16 protein-coding genes and 2 tRNA genes are annotated in these 16,428 nt (G+C 65.2%); 9 read left to right on the top strand and 9 right to left on the bottom strand.

Annotated elements, in window-relative coordinates:
* Positions 1 to 26 precede the first annotated feature (26 nt).
* Entirely contained in the window at positions 27 to 2,942 is a 2,916-nt protein-coding gene (locus AWR35_RS08105; protein WP_058575445.1) for an insulinase family protein, read from the bottom strand.
* A gap of 150 nt (positions 2,943 to 3,092) precedes the next feature.
* Here AWR35_RS08105 and AWR35_RS08100 point away from each other — a divergent pair.
* The 4 genes from AWR35_RS08100 to AWR35_RS08085 all read left to right on the top strand — a co-directional run bounded on the left by AWR35_RS08100 (position 3,093) and on the right by AWR35_RS08085 (position 5,750).
* A tRNA-Leu gene (locus tag AWR35_RS08100) sits at positions 3,093 to 3,179 on the top strand.
* Positions 3,180 to 3,329: 150 nt separating this feature from the next.
* Positions 3,330 to 4,250, top strand: coding sequence for a 30S ribosomal protein S6--L-glutamate ligase (gene rimK / locus AWR35_RS08095; RefSeq protein WP_058575444.1), 921 nt, complete (start codon positions 3,330 to 3,332; stop codon positions 4,248 to 4,250).
* A 4-nt stretch (positions 4,251 to 4,254) separates the two neighbouring features.
* Positions 4,255 to 5,286 carry a succinylglutamate desuccinylase/aspartoacylase family protein gene (locus AWR35_RS08090; RefSeq protein WP_058575443.1) on the top strand — a complete coding sequence of 344 codons (1,032 nt, stop codon included), beginning with the start codon at positions 4,255 to 4,257 and terminating at the stop codon, positions 5,284 to 5,286.
* 5 nt (positions 5,287 to 5,291) lie between these two features.
* Positions 5,292 to 5,750 carry a RimK/LysX family protein gene (locus tag AWR35_RS08085; RefSeq protein WP_058575442.1) on the top strand — a complete coding sequence of 153 codons (459 nt, stop codon included), beginning with the start codon at positions 5,292 to 5,294 and terminating at the stop codon, positions 5,748 to 5,750.
* A 3-nt stretch (positions 5,751 to 5,753) separates the two neighbouring features.
* Here AWR35_RS08085 and AWR35_RS08080 read toward each other — a convergent pair whose 3' ends face one another.
* The gene (locus tag AWR35_RS08080; protein WP_058575441.1) at positions 5,754 to 6,194 is read right to left on the bottom strand and encodes a CBS domain-containing protein; all 441 of its coding nucleotides are present in this window, start codon (positions 6,192 to 6,194) and stop codon (positions 5,754 to 5,756) included.
* A complete protein-coding gene (locus AWR35_RS08075) occupies positions 6,191 to 7,393 on the bottom strand; it encodes a cation:proton antiporter (protein WP_058575440.1) in 1,203 nt (400 codons plus the stop codon). Before AWR35_RS08075 ends, AWR35_RS08080 begins: the two co-directional genes overlap by 4 nt.
* 111 nt (positions 7,394 to 7,504) lie before the next feature.
* On the opposite strand from AWR35_RS08075, the gene AWR35_RS10660 reads away from it, so the two are divergent.
* Both AWR35_RS10660 and AWR35_RS10790 read left to right on the top strand, forming a co-directional pair.
* Positions 7,505 to 7,657, top strand: a complete 153-nt coding sequence (locus AWR35_RS10660) for an entericidin A/B family lipoprotein (protein WP_082664013.1) — start codon at positions 7,505 to 7,507, stop codon at positions 7,655 to 7,657.
* 146 nt (positions 7,658 to 7,803) lie between these two features.
* Positions 7,804 to 7,953, top strand: a complete 150-nt coding sequence (locus tag AWR35_RS10790) for an entericidin A/B family lipoprotein (protein ID WP_156413965.1) — start codon at positions 7,804 to 7,806, stop codon at positions 7,951 to 7,953.
* A gap of 6 nt (positions 7,954 to 7,959) precedes the next feature.
* On the opposite strand, the gene AWR35_RS08070 is transcribed toward AWR35_RS10790, so the two are convergent.
* Both AWR35_RS08070 and AWR35_RS08065 read right to left on the bottom strand, forming a co-directional pair.
* Positions 7,960 to 8,937 carry an alpha/beta hydrolase gene (locus AWR35_RS08070; RefSeq protein WP_058575439.1) on the bottom strand — a complete coding sequence of 326 codons (978 nt, stop codon included), beginning with the start codon at positions 8,935 to 8,937 and terminating at the stop codon, positions 7,960 to 7,962.
* A gap of 78 nt (positions 8,938 to 9,015) precedes the next feature.
* Positions 9,016 to 10,089, bottom strand: coding sequence for a GGDEF domain-containing protein (locus AWR35_RS08065; RefSeq protein ID WP_058575438.1), 1,074 nt, complete (start codon positions 10,087 to 10,089; stop codon positions 9,016 to 9,018).
* Between the two features lie 232 nt (positions 10,090 to 10,321).
* Between AWR35_RS08065 and AWR35_RS08060 the strand changes: the two genes are divergently transcribed.
* From AWR35_RS08060 to AWR35_RS08050, 3 genes are all read left to right on the top strand, one after another.
* Positions 10,322 to 10,870 carry a type 1 glutamine amidotransferase domain-containing protein gene (locus tag AWR35_RS08060; RefSeq protein WP_058575437.1) on the top strand — a complete coding sequence of 183 codons (549 nt, stop codon included), beginning with the start codon at positions 10,322 to 10,324 and terminating at the stop codon, positions 10,868 to 10,870.
* 100 nt (positions 10,871 to 10,970) lie between these two features.
* Complete coding sequence (gene ilvD / locus AWR35_RS08055) at positions 10,971 to 12,659, top strand: dihydroxy-acid dehydratase (protein ID WP_058575436.1); 1,689 nt, start codon at positions 10,971 to 10,973, stop codon at positions 12,657 to 12,659.
* Positions 12,660 to 12,683: 24 nt separating this feature from the next.
* Positions 12,684 to 13,124 carry a YtoQ family protein gene (locus AWR35_RS08050; protein WP_058575435.1) on the top strand — a complete coding sequence of 147 codons (441 nt, stop codon included), beginning with the start codon at positions 12,684 to 12,686 and terminating at the stop codon, positions 13,122 to 13,124.
* A 265-nt stretch (positions 13,125 to 13,389) separates the two neighbouring features.
* Here AWR35_RS08050 and AWR35_RS08045 read toward each other — a convergent pair whose 3' ends face one another.
* The 4 genes from AWR35_RS08045 to icd form a co-directional block, all read right to left on the bottom strand.
* Positions 13,390 to 14,094 (bottom strand): HNH endonuclease signature motif containing protein, encoded by a 705-nt coding sequence (locus tag AWR35_RS08045; RefSeq protein ID WP_058575434.1) that lies wholly within the window; start codon positions 14,092 to 14,094, stop codon positions 13,390 to 13,392.
* Positions 14,095 to 14,177: 83 nt separating this feature from the next.
* Positions 14,178 to 14,254: transfer RNA gene (locus AWR35_RS08040), tRNA-Arg, on the bottom strand.
* A 317-nt stretch (positions 14,255 to 14,571) separates the two neighbouring features.
* Positions 14,572 to 14,760, bottom strand: coding sequence for a CPXCG motif-containing cysteine-rich protein (locus tag AWR35_RS08035; protein WP_058575433.1), 189 nt, complete (start codon positions 14,758 to 14,760; stop codon positions 14,572 to 14,574).
* 124 nt (positions 14,761 to 14,884) lie between these two features.
* Positions 14,885 to 16,141 carry an NADP-dependent isocitrate dehydrogenase gene (icd, locus tag AWR35_RS08030; protein WP_058575432.1) on the bottom strand — a complete coding sequence of 419 codons (1,257 nt, stop codon included), beginning with the start codon at positions 16,139 to 16,141 and terminating at the stop codon, positions 14,885 to 14,887.
* Between the last annotated feature and the right edge of the window lie 287 nt (positions 16,142 to 16,428).

Raw genomic sequence — 16,428 nt, 5'->3', positions numbered from 1 at the left:
CGGCCGTCAGTCTAGCCTTTGGCGGGTCAGATCCGTTCGATATCCAGGCCGAGCTCGGCCAGATCGTCCTCGCGCGACGGACCCGCCAGCACGCCGACCGAGGCAGACTCTGGCTTGAGATAGGTCTCTGCCACCCGCTTGAGGTCGTCCTGGCTGACGTCCAGCACGCGGGCGCGCATCTCGCGCAGATCCTCGGGCGTGCGGCCGTGCAGTTCGTCCATGAAGGCCTTCTTGGCCTCGCCCGCCGGCGAGCCCGGCTTGTCGATCGAGGCGATCACGCCGAAGATCGCCTCGTCGACGGTGCGATCTTCATGGGCGTTGTCGACCACCCAGTCGACCGCATGGCCGAAGTCCTTGAGCGTTTCACCCAGCCGCGGGTCACGGTAGGAGAAGAAGCGGAAACTGCCGGACTCGGCGTCATAACCGGCACCGCCGCCGTAGGCCCCGCCCTTCTCGCGGATGGCGGTGTGCAGGAAGCCGTTGCGCATGAAGCCGCCGAGCACCGCCAGTGCGGCGGCATCCGGATGCTTGGGCGGCACGCAGGCGTGTGCCTGGGCGCAGTAGTTCACCGCCAGGTTGCCGACCCAACCCTCGCGCACCCGTGCCTCGTGGTGGCCAAGGCGGAACGGCCGCTCGGTGTCGCCCTGGTGCATGTGCGGGCGCAGTGCCTGGGCCATCTCGGCGAAGTGACGCTGCTCGGTGACCACGTTGTAGTGGCGCAAGCCGCCCTTGAGCTTGTCGTGCAGGCGGGCGAGCCGCTCGGCCAGGTCGTAGCGCGACTCGGCCTGCTCCAGGCCATCATCCATCGCCTTGATGCGCCGCACCGCGGCCACCCCAGCGGTGTCGTGGCGCAGCGCGGCACGCGCGGACATGCCGCTCGAGGCGAGCAGCATCGCGTGGATGTGGCCGCGACCGGCGACACCCTGCTCGGTGCCGAAGCGCATCTGGCTGACCAGATCGCAGATGCGATCGATCTCGTCGAAGCGCGCGGCATCCAGGTGCTGATGGAACAGGTCGACCATGGCGTCGGCATTGCGCATCAACGACTTGCCCGAGAGCAGCCAGAAACCGCTCGTTGCATGGATGTCGTTGATGCCGGCACGTACCGAGGCACCCGATGCAAACCCGCCGGTCTTGGCCGCGACGGCCTCGGCCATCTGCAGGTAATCCCGGTCACCCGCCCCCAGCTCGGTCAACAGGCCGGTATAGACCGGCATCAGCTCGATCTCGTCGCGGGTCAGCTCCGGCAGGTCGATCGCCAGTTGCAGATAAGCCAGACCATTGGTGCTGCGGTTGTACCAGCGCTGACTCGACGGCTGGTGGACGAACTGCGCGGGCTGCGGGATATCGATGTCCGCCGGGATGTCTTCGCGGGTCACCGTCGGCAGGATGGAGAGGTCCCCCTCCTCGGCCTGGCGCTCGGCCAGCGCCCGGGCCTGCTCGACGATCTCGCGCTTGTCGTCCTCGCCGAGGGTGTCCTGCATCGCCGCCAGCCGAGCCTTCTCTTCGGCCTGCTGGCGTGCGGACAGTTCGGTGTCCGGCTTCAGGACCAGCCGCACGCGGTGCGGGTTGTCCAGCAGCAGCCGGCGGACGAGGTTGGGAATGAACTGCGGATCGTCGGCCTTCGCGCGCAGGCGTTCGAGCGCCGGCTCCAGATCCAGGAGGTTGATCGGGTCACTGTCGTGGACCGCAGCCGGCAGGGCCTGGACGATCAGGTGCAGACCGTAGGGGAAACCATCACCGGTCACTTCACGCTGCGAGAGCTCGAGTTGATGGAGCACCGAGTCGACCATGTCGGCATCGACGCCCTTTTCGGCCACCTCGGTCAGGGTGTCGAGGATCAGCTTTTCCACGTCTTGCGCGCGGTCGGCCTCGCTGCCCTCGAGTCCTGCAACGAACACCATCTGTCGTTGCGAGTCTTCCAGCCCCATCACCGACGACGGTGCGGCACCCAGTTCCGTGGTTTCCAGTACACGCAGCAGTGGCGAGGCGCTGTTCTCCAGCAGCACGCCCTCGAGCAGCTGCGCCTCGAGGCGCGCATCCAGATCGGCGCTCTCGCCCAGCATCCAGCCGACGTTGAGGTGGGTCTTTTCGCTGGTGTCGTCATCGTCGAGCGGGTAGACGTCCTCGACCTGCTTCGGCCCGGCGAAGATCGGTTGCAGCGGCACGGCCGAATCCGGGTCGATTTCCTCGAAGCGAGCCAGTGCGCGCTCCTCGAATTCTTTCTGCAGGCGCTCGACCGGCTGGTTGCCGTAGGTCATGAACACCGCGTTCGACGGATGGTAGAAGCGCTTGTAGAACGCCACCATCTGCTCGTAGGTGAGGTCCGGAATCCGGGCCGGGTCGCCACCGGAGTTGTGGTGATAGGTGGTGTCCGGGAACAGCTCGCGCGACATCGTCTGCCACAGCACCGAGGTCGGGTCGCTCATCGCGCCCTTCATCTCGTTGAAGACCACGCCCTTGAAGGTCAGCGGGGTACTCGGATCGTCCCACTGCTCGAACTCGACCCGGTGGCCTTCCTGGCGGAAATCCAGTTCGTCGATGCGCGAGAAGAAGGTCGCGTCCAGGTACACGTCGAGCAGGTTGTAGAAGTCCTTCTCGTTGCAGGAGGCGAACGGATAGGCGGTCCAGTCGCTCGACGTGAACGCGTTCATGAAGGTATTCAGCGACCGGCGGATCATCATGAAGAACGGGTCGCGTACCGGATAGCGCTCCGAGCCGCACAGCGCGGTGTGCTCGAGGATGTGCGCCACGCCGGTGGAGTCCTCCGGCACCGTGCGCAGGCCGACCAGGAAGACGTTCTGCTCGTCGTCGGTCGCCAGGTGGTAGTGCCGGGCGCCGGTCTTGTCGTGCCGGTACTCCTCGACGGTCAGGTTGAGCGCCTCGATGGGAACCGAGCGCACCAGGGTGAACGCGGGATGATGACCGTTGGCTTTTGACATGCTTGCGCGTGACTCCGGATGAACATCGCTGAATGGATTAAAGCCGCTCAGTGTAACGTACATCCCCCGGCTTGCATGCCGGTCGCGGGGTGGCCGAAAAGGCGATAGAATGCCCGCCCCGCCGGGCCTACCGCCCGACGTGCTCCCACCGCGGGTGTGGTGGAATTGGTAGACACAGCAGACTTAAAATCTGCAGGCCGAAAGGCCGTGCCGGTTCAAGTCCGGCCACCCGCACCAGACCCCGATTCGGTCGCCGCCGCGCGGCCGATCTCCCCCGGCACCGCCCAATCCGACGCGATCTTTCCTACAGTTGGGGGGACCGTTGGCACCCATCACGGTGCCTTGATCGTCTCACCCCCATTTTTTTCGTCCAGATAAAGCCGAGCCATGAAGATCGCCATCCTGTCGCGCAACCCCAAGCTCTACTCCACTCGTCGCCTGATCGAGGCGGCCGAGGAACGCGGTCACGAGGTCCGCGTGCTCGACGTGTTGCGCTGCTACATGAACATCGCCTCGAACAATCCCGAGGTGCACTACAAGGGCGAGGAACTCGAGGGATTCGACGCGGTGATCCCGCGCATCGGCGCCTCGATCACCTTCTACGGCACGGCGGTGCTGCGGCAGTTCGAGATGATGGGCACCGCCCCGCTGAACGAATCGGTCGCCATCAGTCGCTCGCGGGACAAGCTGCGCTCGCTGCAGCTGCTCTCGCGCAAGGGCATCGGCCTGCCGGTGACCGGCTTCGCCCACCGACCCGACGACGTCGAGGACCTGATCAAGATGGTCGGCGGCGCCCCGCTGGTGATCAAGCTGCTCGAGGGCACGCAGGGGATCGGCGTGGTGCTGGCCGAAACCAAGCAGGCCGCGGAAAGCGTCATCGAGGCCTTCATGGGCACCAAGACCAACATCCTGGTGCAGGAATACATCCGCGAGGCCAACGGTGCCGACATCCGCTGCTTCGTCATCGGCGACAAGGTGGTCGCGGCGATGAAGCGCCAGGGCGCCGAGGGCGAGTTCCGCTCCAACCTGCACCGCGGCGGCTCGGCCAGCCTGATCCGCATCACCCCCGAGGAGCGCTCCACCGCCGTGCGAGCGGCCAAGACCATGGGCCTCAATGTCGCCGGTGTCGACCTGCTGCGCTCCAATCACGGGGCGGTGGTCATGGAAGTGAACTCCTCGCCCGGCCTCGAGGGCATCGAGAAGGCCACCGGCAAGGACATCGCCGGCATGCAGATCCAGTTCATCGAGAAACGGCTGGCCGAACGGCGCACAAAGCGCGGCCTGACCCGCACCCGCGGTCACGGCTGAGGACATGCGCGCACCGTTCGAGATCGCCGGCCGCAAGATCGCTCCCGGCAGCCGGGCCCTGGTCGACCTGCAGATGCCGCGACTGAGCTCGCACACCGAGCTCTCCATGCCGGTGCACGTCATCCACGGCCGTCGTGACGGCCCCACCCTGTTCGTCTGCGCGGCCGTGCACGGCGACGAGCTCAATGGGGTCGAGATCATCCGCCGGGTGCTCAAGACCCGCGCCCTCTCTCGTTTGCGAGGCACGCTGATCGCCGTGCCGGTGGTCAACGCCTACGGCCTGATTCATGAGAGCCGCTACCTGCCGGACCGGCGCGATCTCAATCGTTCGTTCCCCGGCTCCGACGAGGGCTCGCTGGCCGCGCGCCTGGCGAACCTGTTTCTCGAGGAGATCGTCACGCGCTGCACGCATGGCATCGACCTGCACACCGGCGCGATGCACCGCACCAACCTGCCGCAGATCCGCGGCAATCTCGATGACCCGGAGACCCTGCGACTGGCGAAGGCCTTCGGCGTGCCGGTGCTGCTCAATGCCTCGCTGCGCGACGGCTCGCTACGGGCGGCCGCCGGCGAACTGGGCATCCCGATGCTGCTCTACGAAGCGGGCGAAGCACTGCGATTCGACGAGGTCTCCATCCGCGCCGGCACCCAGGGGGTGCTTAGCGTCATGCGCACGCTCGGCATGCTGGCACCCTCGCGACGCAAGACCGCGCGGCCGGAACCGTTCATCTCCCGGCGCAGCCTGTGGGTGCGCGCCCCGGAGAGCGGCATGCTGGCCACGGCGGTGCGCCTGGGCGCCGAGGTGGCGCGCGGCGAGACCCTGGGGTACGTCGACGATGCCTACAGCGGCCGACGCGAGGCAATCATCTCCACCAGCAGCGGCGTGGTGATCGGGCGCCTCGAGCGACCACTGGTTCACGAGGGGGACGCGGTCTATCACATCGCCCGCTTCAAGGGCGATGTCAGCGAGATCGCCGGCTCGGTGGAGGATTTCCAGGCCAACCACTCAGAGGAAGAGGACGTCTCCGAGGACTGACGCGCATGACTGAACTCGAGGACATGAACGAGCGGCTCTCCCGGCTGGGCTGGCGCGAATGGGTCGCGCTGCCGGATCTCGGCATCGACCGGATCAAGGCGAAGGTGGATACCGGCGCAAAGACCTCGGCGCTGCACGCCTTCGCCGTCGAGCCGTTTCGCCGCAACGGGCGGGACATGGTCCGCATCGGGGTGCACCCGATCCAGCAGGACAACGACACCATCATCCGTTGCGAGGCCGAACTGCTCGATCGTCGCCTGGTCTCCGACTCCGGCGGCCACCGCGAGAACCGTTACGTGATCAGCACGCGCATGGTGATCGGGGAGATGGAGGGGGCCGTCGAACTGACGCTGACCGACCGCGACACGATGCGCTTTCGCATGCTGCTCGGCCGCCGGGCGATGGAAGGGCGTTTCCTGGTCGATCCCGCGGCCTCCTATCTGGCCGGCGAACCGGGCGGCTGAGGATCAGCCGATGCTGTCGTCCGACGGCTCGATCGCCGCACGAACCAGGTCCACCAGCCGGATCACGCCCGCCAGTCGCCCCTCCCCGTCCAGCACCGGGATATCCTCGACCCGCCGCTCCATGTGCGGGTGCAGGACATGGTGAACACTCTCGTCCAGCCGGGCCGAGATGAAGCGCCGATCCATGAACTCGTGCACCGGTCCACGCGCCACGCGCTCCAGCATCTGCCGCCGGCTGTGCGTCGGCCGATGGGCCGAGAGCAGCACACCGGCCAGGCGACGGAAACCCAGGTGACCGACGACTCGCCCCTCTGCGTCGGTGACGTAGATATCCCGGCACTCCGGCTCGCCCAGCAGCGCGTCGGCCGCCTCCTCGAGCGAGGCGTCACGCCCGACTGTCACGCCGGTCACGGGATGCAGATCCAGCCAGTCGGCAATCTTCATTTCGCCTCTCCTCCGGCCTGTTCCAGGCCCAGCTCACCGGCCCGACGCAGGCCGTAGCGCACCGAAATCGCACCGACCGCCTCGGTCAGTAGCGTGGTGGTGGTGATCAGGTTGACGATGACCTCGCCTGCCTTCGAGAACCCCGGGTAGTGCAACAGCAGCAGGGCCAGACCGATGGCCACACCGCCCTGCGGAAACAGCCCGAAACCGACATTCGACCAGACCGGCCTGGAGGCACCGGCCAGTCGCGCGCCGCTGCCGCCACCGACGAACAACCCGACGGCGCGGGCGACGAAGTACACCAGCATCAGCGGCCAGTAGTCGATCACGGCCGACGGATCGAAGTGCAGCCCGGCGAAGGTGAAGAACAGCACGAAGACGGTCTCCTCGAGATCCTCGACCGGCTCGAACAGTCGCTCGGCATGTGGGCCGCAGAACCAGCGCACCGAGAAACCCAGCACCATCGCCGCGAGCAACGCCGAGAATTCCGCCCACTCCGCCAGCCCGACGGTAAGGAAAATCCCGCCCAGGAGCATGGGCAGCAGCATGCTTTGTTCGTGGAACCGGCGCGAGAGACGCTCGATCAGAAAACCGCCCATCCCGCCAACAAGCAGGGCCACACCGATCTCCCAGAAGGCCGTTCCCAACGCGCTGCCGATCGAGCCGCTGCCAACGAGGGCCAACACCAGGGCAAAGATGAAAATGCCGAGTGCATCGTCGATTGCCACCATGCCCAGCAGCGTGGTGGTCAGTTGGCCGCGGGCACGGTATTGATGCACCACCGCCACGATGGCGGCGGGCGCCGTGGCAGGCGCGACGGCGGCAAGCACCAGCGCGAACGACCACAACGGCAGGTCGGCCACCGTCATGCCCAGCAGCAGCACGCCGCCGAGCACCGCCAGGAAGGCGCCCGAGACCTCGCCCAGCGTCGCCCCGACAATGCTCCAGCCCAGACGACGCAACTGCCCGGGGGAAATGGCCCCGCCGATGACGTAGGCGATGATGCCGAGGGCGACGGACACCAGCGGCTGGGTCCAGTCGGTGCTCTCCATGCCCAGATGCCCGCCGAGGAGATCCGGTGCGAACAGCATGCCCAGCAGGATGTACCCCGCCACGCGAGGCACTCCCAGCAGGTGACTACCCAGCGACCCGACAGCCAGCCCGCTCAGCAACAGCACCCCGATCAGCAGTATCTCCAAAGCATCTCCTCTCCTGCGGCCGAAGCCAATGCCGACCGCCGCAGGAACCTTTCCGTTTAGCGTCTATCCTAGACACTGACACTTGCGCAAAAAACGAAAAGGTGAAGCGATATGACGATTTCCGTACTCAAGCGCATGAGCCTGATCGCTCTTCTGACGGCCCCGCTGGCCTTCCTTGCCGGCTGCAACACCGTGGAAGGCCTGGGTGAGGACACCGAGGAGCTCGGTGAGTCCATCGAAGGCGAGGCCGAAGAGCACGATTGACACCACGCCACCCTCCGGCGGAAACGAAGCCACGCCGAGACGGCGTGGTTTTTTTTGGCACCGCTGGCCGAACCCGGCGCGGCAAGGCAAAATGCGATCGAGCCGCCAGCGATCGGCTGCCTGACAAACAACATGGAGAACCCCGCATGATCCACCGACTCATCACCGCCACCCTGCTTGCCGGCCTGCTGGCCGTGACCGCCGGCTGCAACACCATGGAAGGCCTCGGCGAGGATCTCCAGAGCCTCGGCGGCTCGGTCGAAGGCGCGGCCAGCAAAAACAAGAACGGCGAGTAACCCGTTTCAAGGGGCCTTCGCGTCCGTCAGCTCTGCCGGCCCGGGCACGAGGCGCATCAGGGCCTCGCCGAATGCCCTGGGCACCTCCTCCCAGGGGAAGTGCACGCACCCCTCTAGCACCTCGACCCCCGCCAGCGAGACGTTGGCCTCCAACGCGTCGAGGTTCTCGGGCATCAGCAGGTCCTGCCGACAGCCGATGAAACCGATCGGCACATCCCAGTCGCGCATGGTCGCGTAGTCGACCGGATCGGCACGATACGCCTGCCAGCCGCGGACGTTGAGACCGGGTTCAAAATCCCGTTCGCTGAACTGCCGGGCATATCGCTGCCCCTGCCGGTAGTCGAGGAAATAGGCAGGCAGCGCGTTTTCGATCTGGCGTCGGGCATGTACGGCCATGTCACCGGCCACCGCCACGCTGTTGTCCCAGTCCGATTCGCTCGGCCAGTCATCACCGACCGCAGCCTCGCGCCGGTTGTCGATCTCCACGGTCAGATCACGCAAGGCCCGGCGTTCGGGGTCGACCGGGTTGAGCATGACGATGCGGCTGACCGCATCGGGACGGGATCGCGTGTAGACCAGCGCCATCAGCGCACCCCAGGAATGCCCCACCAGCAGCACCGGCTCATCGCCGGCCACCTCGGCATGGACGCCCGCGACCTGCCGTTTCCAGGCGGCCAACGGCGACTCGAGCACATCCCGCTCGTTCTCGCCCACCCCGAGCATGTCCATCAGCACCACGCGATAGCCGATCTCGGCCAGCCGCCGCTGCACCGGTTCGAGATTCCAGCTGGAAAATCCCGGCCCACCGCCAAGCAGAATCGCCACGGGTGCGCCGGACTCACCCATCAGGTGGTACTGCACCGGTCGATCGTCGAGATCGAACGTTCTCGCCGGGGTGGAATAGTCCGCCCGGGCCTGCGTGACGGCAAGACTGGCGACCATCACCGCAAACAGGCAGGAAAGACACTTTCGGAAAACGCGCATGGCGGCAGACTCGTTGCACGGATCGTCATGAAGGATAGCCCGGCGGTCGATGCCACGTCGGCCACGCGACCGACAGGCTCATTCTTCCTGGACGCAACAACCTTCCTGCTTCTTGGCGCCGTACATGCGCTCGTCGGCAATGTCGATCAGCGCTTCCCATTCATAGCAGTCGTCGTGCCGCGTCTCGGCCACACCGACACTGAGCGAGACTTCCGGATTGGGCTTTCGGAACGAGTCGATGACCTTGTCGCAGATGGCGCGGGCATCGGCAATCCCGCAATCGGGCAACAGGGCGCAGAACTCGTCACCTCCATAGCGAAACGGGATATCCGTCGAGCGCAGGCATTCGCTCAATGCCCACCCGAGATCCTTGAGCACGTCGTCGCCGTGCAGATGGCCGTACTGGTCGTTGATCTGCTTGAAATCGTCGATGTCGATGTAGACCACCGACGTCATTCCCCGGCGCCGGCGCGCCAGCTCCATTTCCCGGACCAGCACGTCCTGCATCGCGCGCAGGTTGTAGACACCGGTCAGCGGGTCGAGCTTGGCCTGCTCCTCGAGCTGGGCGGTACGCCGGGCCACCTTCTCCTCGAGGCTGGTGGCGTAGTCTTCCATACGTCGCTTGGCCGCCTCGATCTCGCCGACGAGCGAATCGATGTAGGTGTCGAAAACGAGAGTGGTATCGAAGTAGAGCAGCTTGTCGAGGGCACGCAGGGTCGCGGCAAGATCGTCCGCATCGCGGATCGAGGCCGTCAGGGCCTGAATGATGAGTTCTTTGAGCGTGCGCAGGGCGGAGAGATAGAGCTTGGGCTCCACGCCGATGCGCTTGTGGACCATGCCGATCCGCAAGCGGTTGTTGACGTATTCCGGGCCGTAATCGCCGGCAAACAGGTCGAGCACGTAACGACGCTGGGCGCGTCGCAGGCGATGGAGCGTGTCGGCATCGCCGATCAGCAAGGCGATCTCGTCGATGTCGGTCTGCCGGTCGTAGAACTCCCCCACCACCCCATCGACGAGCCCCTCGATAAGCTGCTTCTTGCTGGTCAGACAACGCAGGTCCTGATCGGTGAGGCCCAGCAATTCCATGCGCCGTGAGATCTCGGCGTCACTCATCTGCATCTGTTCAAGCAGCGTCTTGTTCACGTGTCTCACGGTTCGCCTCCCTGGCCACCGCGCCGGGCGGCACAAGCCTGCAACTTAGTCCACGACCATGGGGTTCCACCAGCCGGAATCGAAACGACACCTTGGACGATATACCCAAGATAAATAGTCGGGCAAACCGTTCAACCCTGAAATTTCAACCATTCGTCCAGCTGAAGGCAGCCCCGGCATCTTCTATCCTCCAGGGAGGTTCACTGACATCGACGACCCAAGGAGGTCCCGCATGGTCGAGAGACTTCATGGCAAACGCGTCGCCCTGCTGGTGGCCGACGGTTTCGAGCAGATCGAGCTGACCGAGCCCAAACGCGCGCTCGAGGAAGCCGGCGCGTCCGCCGAGATCGTCTCCCCGGCCGACGGCAAAGTGAAGGGCTGGAAGCACACCCACTGGGGCGACGAGTTCGACGTCGACGTCGCACTGGATTCCGCCAGCGAGTCGGACTTCGATGCACTGGTACTGCCCGGTGGCGTGATGAACCCCGATGCACTGCGCCAGAACGAGAAGGCCGTGACCTTCGTGCAGGGCTTCTTCGATCACCACAAGCCCGTGGCGGCGATCTGCCACGGCGGCTGGACGCTGGCCGAGGCGGACGTGCTGCAGGGGCGGCGCGTCACCTCCTACCCGAGCATCCAGACCGACCTGAAGAATGCCGGGGCGGTCTGGGTCGACGAGGAAGTGGTGGTCGACGATGGCCTGGTGACCAGCCGCAACCCGCACGACCTGCCGGCGTTCACCACCAAGCTGGTCGAGGAAATCGCCGAAAGCCGGCCATGACCTGCTCACCGAATCGATAAGGGGCCCGGCACACCGCCGGGCTTTTTCGTACCCTCAGTGCATTCCGAATTCCGAATCTGAACAACCAAGGAGAGCGTGCATGAGCGACCAGCCGACCGACCCGCGCCGCCGCCATTCCGCCCCGGTGGTCGATGGCATCAACAAGTCCGCCAGCCGCGCGATGCTGCGCGCGGTGGGCTTCCAGGACGAGGACTTCAAGAAGCCGCAGGTCGGTATCGCCTCGACCTGGAGCCAGGTCACGCCCTGCAACGCCCATATCGACAAGCTCGCCGATGCCGCCCGCACGGGCGCCGACACGGCCGGCGGCAAGGGCGTGATCTTCAACACCATCACCATCTCCGACGGGATTGCCAACGGCACCGAGGGGATGAAGTATTCGCTGGTCTCGCGCGAGGTGATCGCCGACTCGATCGAGACGGTCGCCGGCTGCGAGGGCTTCGACGGGCTGGTCGCCATCGGCGGCTGCGACAAGAACATGCCCGGCTGCCTGATCGGCATGGCGCGCCTCAACCGCCCGTCGGTGTTCGTCTACGGCGGCACCATCATGCCGGGCAAGTGCCACACCGACATCGTCTCGGTGTTCGAGGCAGTCGGCGCCTACACCAAGGGCGAGATCGACCTGCCGCGCCTGGAAGACATCGAGAAGACCGCCATCCCGGGGCCCGGATCCTGCGGCGGCATGTACACCGCCAACACCATGGCCTCGGCGATCGAGGCGCTCGGCATGAGCCTGCCGGGCAGCTCGGCGCAGAACGCGGTTTCCGAGGAGAAGCGCGCCGACAGCGAGGCGGCCGGCCAGGCGGTGCTCGATCTGCTGGACAAGGACATCCGGCCTCGCGACATCATGACCCGCGAGGCCTTCGAGAACGCCATCACGGTCACGATCGCCCTGGGCGGCTCGACCAACGCGGTACTGCACCTGCTGGCGATGGCCAACGTGGTCGACGTACCGCTCACGCTCGATGATTTCACCGAGATCGGCCGACGCGTGCCGGTGCTCGCCGACCTGCGCCCCTCCGGGCACTACATGATGAGCGAGCTGGTCGAGATCGGCGGCATCCTGCCGCTGATGAAGAACCTGCTCGACGCGGGCCTGCTGCACGGCGACTGCCTCACGGTGACCGGCAAAACGCTCGCGGAAAACCTGGCGAACGTGGCACCGTATCCCGACGACCAGCAGATCATCGCCCCGCTCGATGCGCCGAAGAAGGCCGACAGCCACCTGCGCGTGCTCAAGGGCAATCTCGCCCCCGAAGGGGCTGTGGCCAAGATCACCGGCAAGGAGGGCACGCGCTTTTCCGGCACCGCGAGGGTGTTTGGCTCCGAGGAAGAAGCCCAGGACCGCATCTTGGATGGCACCGTCACCGCCGGCGACGTCGTGGTGATCCGCTACGAGGGCCCGCGCGGCGGGCCGGGCATGCGCGAGATGCTCTCGCCCACCTCGGCGATCATGGGCCGGGGGCTCGGCAAGGAAGTCGCGCTGATCACCGACGGGCGCTTCTCCGGCGGCAGCCACGGCTTCGTCGTCGGCCACATCACCCCCGAGGCCTTCGACGGCGGCCCGATCGCACTGGTCGAGGACGGCGACACCATCACCATCGATGCGGTAGCCGACACCATCGAGCTTGCCGTGGACAAGGACGAACTCGAGCGCCGCCGCGCGAAATGGCAGCGCCCGGCACCCAACTACCCGCGCGGCGTGCTGGCAAAATATGCCAAGACCGTGAGCTCGGCCTCCACCGGCGCGGTCACCGATCTGCCCGAATAACGCGCATCAACAAGGAGCATTCCGATGAGCCTGACCGTCTATCTTTCCGGCGAGATCCACACCGACTGGCGCGAACAGATCGAGGAAGGCGCAAAGAACGCCTGCCTCGACATCAACTTCACCCGCCCGGTCACCGACCACGCCGCCAGCGATGCGGCCGGCGACCTGCTCGGCGAGGAAGACAAGCCGTTCTGGCGCGACCACAAGTCCGCCAAGGTCAACGCCATTCGCATCAAGACCCTGATCGAGCAGGCCGACATCGCCGTGGTGCGCTTCGGCGACAAGTACAAGCAGTGGAACGCCGCCTTCGATGCCGGCTACTGCGCGGCGATGGGCACGCCCTACATCACCCTGCACGACGAGGGACTGATCCACCCGCTCAAGGAAGTCGACGCCGCCGCCATGGCCTGGGCGACCACGCCGGAGCAGGTGGTCGGCATCCTCAAGCACGTGATGCGCGACTGACGCGACCGGCACCGGAAGCCGGCAAAAGAAAACCCCGCACGAGGCGGGGCAACAAGGAGTGAGAAAAATCACCAAGCGAGAGCGGCCTCGATGGAGCACCTGAAGGAGGCAGGCATCCGCTCATGGTTGGCGCTGGAATCGAGAAACGCTCAGCGGCCAGCCACGTGGCTACGATGCCAGAGCCATGTGACATGGCTATGTCTCACCTCTTCGCTTTCTCAGAGGCAAATGCCGCCGACCCACGGGCATCATCGCCCCTTCTCGTTTATTGAATCTTGGCGCTCTTAGCCAAATTATGGCGGGCACATAACAGCTGCACATTCTCCGCCGTTAATGACGTACCCCCTTTGGAGTACGGGACGATGTGGTCGAAGTGAAGCTCATCGGTCGCGCCACACTCCACGCACTTACCACCGTCACGCTTCCAAACTTCCAATTTCACCGCACTTGGAATGACTCGCCGCCGCGGCTGCTGATCCGAGTGTTGTGAGGCCAACTCGGCACCCAAATCCTCATGGTCCGTCTCAACGGCCAACAACTTGAACTTGAAGACATCCCTGTGCCCGTCGTGTTCTTTCCAAGAATCAACCAATTGGAAATAGCCGTTGTCTGACCAAATACCCTTTTTGATCTTCTCGTAGACACGAACCATATCCGGTGGCTTCAAACCGTTCTTGTACTCTTGAGCAGCCCGATGAAACTTCCCGTTTTCCGTCAGTCGCCCTGACGGGAGCCTCTCTGGCTGGTCTAGTAGCTTGGGGTACTCCGACCCAGCCGAGTTGGGCGCGTCATGGCCTTCGTAGACAAGTACAGACCCATCCTCTTCGAGCCGATCTTGGTAGGGCGCATTTGCGCGAACAGACATTAGGACAACCGAATGCCGGCCTCGAATCCGAAAATTCATGCCCCGCTGCAGGCTCATGCCTTCACGCGAACACATCTCGAAATATGAAATGACGTTGTCGTGCATCGCCGCCCCTAAGCACTAGTGAGTTAGGAACAGTCTACGTGCGGCGCGACGGAAGTCGCGACCCGGAGGGCTGACTCGAAATCTGGCGCCCAAGGCAGGATTCGAACCTGCGACCTACCGCTTAGGAGGCGGTTGCTCTATCCAGCTGAGCTACATGGGCAGTCGGAAGGCGGCGAGGATGGTAACACGCGCGCCGAACGGCCCTCCACAGGGAACCTCTGCACGATTCGACGGCATCTCTGGCTTGCGGGTTTGTTCGCAATCAAGGCGCCGGACCGAAGACGGGCTTGTTGCCCGTCGAGGGACGGCAACGCCGAGTGCGGGCAAACCCGCAAGCCCCTTCGGGCGAGCCGCCAAGGACCCATTTGCGGCGTTGCACTCCTTGTGAAGGACCCCGCCATTCACGGCGGACTGCGTCTTGCAACTGAGCCCTTGGCGGCCCGCAGAGACGCCGTCGAATCGTGCAGAGGTTCCCTCCTACTCGTTCTCGCGATGCAGCTCCAGCGTGGGGCCTTCGGCGGTCCACTTGATGGTCACCACGATCGGCTGGCAGCAGACGCTGCAGTCTTCGACGAAGGTCTGCTCGCCGGCACTGGTGTCGATCGAGAAGTCGACCGGCTCGCCGCAGTAGGGGCAGACGGCGCTGGCCTCGATGAGTGGTTCCATGGCGCGTCTCCTGGAAACGACGCAGGACCATTTGCCTGCCCCATAAACGTAGCAGGCGCGCCCGGAATCACCCGGACGCGCCTGCTCGTTTTCTTCGCCTGGCGGCAAGACGCCGCGCAGAAGATCAGCCCATCTGGCGGACCAGCTCCTCGCCGAAGGCCTTGCAGCCGACCTGGTTGGGCTTGTCCATCAGGCGGGCGAGATCGCCGGTGACATTGCCGCTGGCGATCGCACCTTCCATCGCCTTGATGACGGCATCGGCCGCCTCGGTCCAGCCGAGGTGGCGCAGCATCATCTCGGCCGAGAGGATGACCGACGACGGGTTGGCCAGGTCCTTGCCGGCGATGTCCGGCGCGGTGCCGTGGGTGGCCTCGAACATGGCGACCGTATCGGAGAGGTTCGCGCCCGGGGCGATGCCGATGCCGCCGACCTGCGCGGCCAGCGCGTCGGAGACGTAGTCACCGTTGAGGTTGAGGGTGGCGACCACGTCGTACTCTTCCGGCACCAGCAGGATCTGCTGCAGGAAGGCGTCGGCGATCGAGTCCTTGATGACGATGTCGCGGCCGGTGTTGGGGTTCTTCAGTTTCATCCACGGACCGCCGTCGAGCGGCTCGGCACCGAACTCTTCCTTGGCCAGCTCGTAGCCCCAGTTCTTGAAGGCGCCTTCGGTGAATTTCATGATGTTGCCCTTGTGCACCAGGGTGACCGACTCACGGTCGTTGGCGATCGCGTACTCGATCGCGCGGCGCACCAGGCGCTTGGTGCCGTCCTCGGAGACCGGCTTGACGCCGATGCCGGAGCTTTCCGGGAAACGGATGTTCTCTACGCCCATCTCCTGGGTCAGGAAGTCGACCACCTTCTTCACTTCCGGGGTGCCCGCGGCCCATTCGATGCCGGCGTAGATGTCCTCGGAGTTCTCGCGGAAGATGACCATGTCAGTCTTCTCCGGGTGCTTGACCGGGCTCGGCGTGCCGGTGAAGTAGCGCACCGGGCGCAGGCAGACGTACAGGTCGAGCTTCTGGCGCAGGGCGACGTTCAGCGAACGGAAGCCGCCGCCGACCGGCGTGGTCAGCGGGCCCTTGATGGAGACGACGTAGTCGCGCACCGCCTCCATGGTCTCGGCCGGCAGGCCGCTGCCGTCCGGGTAGACCTCGGTGGACTTCTCGCCGGCGTAGACCTCCATCCAGGCGATCTGGCGCTTGCCGTCGTAGGCCTTCTCGACCGCCGCGTCGATGACCTTCTTCATCACCGGCGTGACGTCGATGCCGATGCCGTCACCCTCGATGAACGGGATGATCGGCCGGTCCGGGACGGTCAGCTTGCCGTCGGCATCGACCGTGATCTTGTCGCCTTCGGGGATGGTGATCTTCTCGAAGCCCATGTGTTCTCTCCTGGCTGGATTTCGTGTGTCGCGGGCGGCGTGGCACCCGTCGGCTCGGTTGCGCGCATTATACCGATTCCATCCCGCCCACCGAGGCACAGCGGCAGGCCGCATGCGACGGGCCTTCCCGCCACCGACCGGATGCTGAAATTTTTTTGCTCCCCACCTCTTGAAATCACCGGGGCCGTTCCTAATATTGGCACTCGAGTCGGGCGAGTGCTAACAGCGACCCGGCGCGATCAAACTTGTCGAAACCCCTTTTTCTGTGTCAACGCATGGAGTAACCG

Origin of the sequence: Guyparkeria sp. WRN-7, from assembly GCF_001641825.1 — a bacterium.
GTDB lineage: Bacteria > Pseudomonadota > Gammaproteobacteria > Halothiobacillales > Halothiobacillaceae > Guyparkeria.
Note: the sequence above shows the minus strand (reverse complement) of the source record. Positions and strands in the feature narration are given on the sequence as shown.

Bases quoted from the DNA above. Each gene is read 5' to 3' on its own strand.
- AWR35_RS08080 (WP_058575441.1), bottom strand. From the start codon at position 6,194: ATGAAGATTGCCGACTGGCTGGATCTGCATCCCGTGACCGGCGTGACA.
- AWR35_RS10660 (WP_082664013.1), top strand. From the start codon at position 7,505: ATGACGATTTCCGTACTCAAGCGCATGAGCCTGATCGCTCTTCTGACG.
- AWR35_RS08060 (WP_058575437.1), top strand. From the start codon at position 10,322: ATGGTCGAGAGACTTCATGGCAAACGCGTCGCCCTGCTGGTGGCCGAC.
- AWR35_RS10790 (WP_156413965.1), top strand. From the start codon at position 7,804: ATGATCCACCGACTCATCACCGCCACCCTGCTTGCCGGCCTGCTGGCC.
- icd (WP_058575432.1), bottom strand. From the start codon at position 16,141: ATGGGCTTCGAGAAGATCACCATCCCCGAAGGCGACAAGATCACGGTC.
- AWR35_RS08085 (WP_058575442.1), top strand. From the start codon at position 5,292: ATGACTGAACTCGAGGACATGAACGAGCGGCTCTCCCGGCTGGGCTGG.
- AWR35_RS08035 (WP_058575433.1), bottom strand. From the start codon at position 14,760: ATGGAACCACTCATCGAGGCCAGCGCCGTCTGCCCCTACTGCGGCGAG.
- AWR35_RS08050 (WP_058575435.1), top strand. From the start codon at position 12,684: ATGAGCCTGACCGTCTATCTTTCCGGCGAGATCCACACCGACTGGCGC.
- AWR35_RS08105 (WP_058575445.1), bottom strand. From the start codon at position 2,942: ATGTCAAAAGCCAACGGTCATCATCCCGCGTTCACCCTGGTGCGCTCG.
- AWR35_RS08070 (WP_058575439.1), bottom strand. From the start codon at position 8,937: ATGCGCGTTTTCCGAAAGTGTCTTTCCTGCCTGTTTGCGGTGATGGTC.
- AWR35_RS08090 (WP_058575443.1), top strand. From the start codon at position 4,255: ATGCGCGCACCGTTCGAGATCGCCGGCCGCAAGATCGCTCCCGGCAGC.
- ilvD (WP_058575436.1), top strand. From the start codon at position 10,971: ATGAGCGACCAGCCGACCGACCCGCGCCGCCGCCATTCCGCCCCGGTG.
- AWR35_RS08045 (WP_058575434.1), bottom strand. From the start codon at position 14,094: ATGCACGACAACGTCATTTCATATTTCGAGATGTGTTCGCGTGAAGGC.
- rimK (WP_058575444.1), top strand. From the start codon at position 3,330: ATGAAGATCGCCATCCTGTCGCGCAACCCCAAGCTCTACTCCACTCGT.